Annotated in this window: 1 protein-coding gene; it reads right to left on the reverse strand. The window is 46.6% G+C overall.

Annotation, left to right across the window (positions count from 1 at the left end):
* Positions 1-216 precede the first annotated feature (216 nt).
* Positions 217-645, reverse strand: coding sequence for an IS200/IS605 family transposase (gene tnpA / locus G7Y51_RS13500; protein ID WP_165178280.1), 429 nt, complete (start codon positions 643-645; stop codon positions 217-219).
* Between the last annotated feature and the right edge of the window lie 155 nt (positions 646-800).

Below are 800 nucleotides of genomic sequence, written 5' to 3' on the forward strand. Positions count from 1 at the left end.
ATCAGCCAAACCCAATGGCCATCGCCCAAGTTGTTTCTCATGCGAGGAGATTCGGGAATTGCAAGCCCTTCTTGATAAAAATGTTGATATGACGCTTCAGGAAATTAAAGAACATTTTATTGAACACTCCACCGGCTAAAGCCGGTGGATTCACCTTGGCGACTAAAGTCGCGTTCCGGCTAAAGCCGGTATGGTTCCTGCTGAAGCAGGCTTAAGTCATTCCCCCTCAATCCGGAAGGTCTCATCAGCATCTTCCTGTTGCGCAATGTATTGCTTGATAACCTCATCGGTCACATTACCACTGCTGCAACAGAAATAGCCGCGCGCCCACATATGGCGTCCCCAATACTGGCGGCGCAACAATGGGAATTCGTTTATCATGCCATGAGAGGTTCGGCCTTTCAGTTGTTGCACCAGCTTGCTCACAGCAAGGTTTGGCGGAATCGAAACGAAAAGATGGATATGGTCGGGTGCTATATGTCCTTTGAGTATTTCCACCTGATGTTTCTCACAAATACCGCGTATCAGCGACCTGGCCCTTTGGGCGATGTCGCCTGACAAAATCTTTTTCCGGTACTTGGTTATCCAGACCAGGTGCAGGTGAATTGAGAAAACACTGTGGGAGCCTTTACGATAGTTGCTCATGCCCACATTCTACAAAAGAAACGCTAAAGCCGCCACCTAGAGCATTTTAACTTTAATTTTTCACATAAAAAATCTAAACTTGTTCTATGAAGTTCGCTCCTGAAAATATTCGTACTATCGTCGTGAAGGCTTACCTGGCAAAACAGGCCACTAGA

Source organism: Desulfovibrio sp. ZJ369 (genome assembly GCF_011039085.1).
Lineage (GTDB): Bacteria > Desulfobacterota > Desulfovibrionia > Desulfovibrionales > Desulfovibrionaceae > Desulfovibrio.

Excerpts from the sequence above, each read along its gene's own strand:
- tnpA (WP_165178280.1), bottom strand. The coding sequence starts at position 645 with ATGAGCAACTATCGTAAAGGCTCCCACAGTGTTTTCTCAATTCACCTG.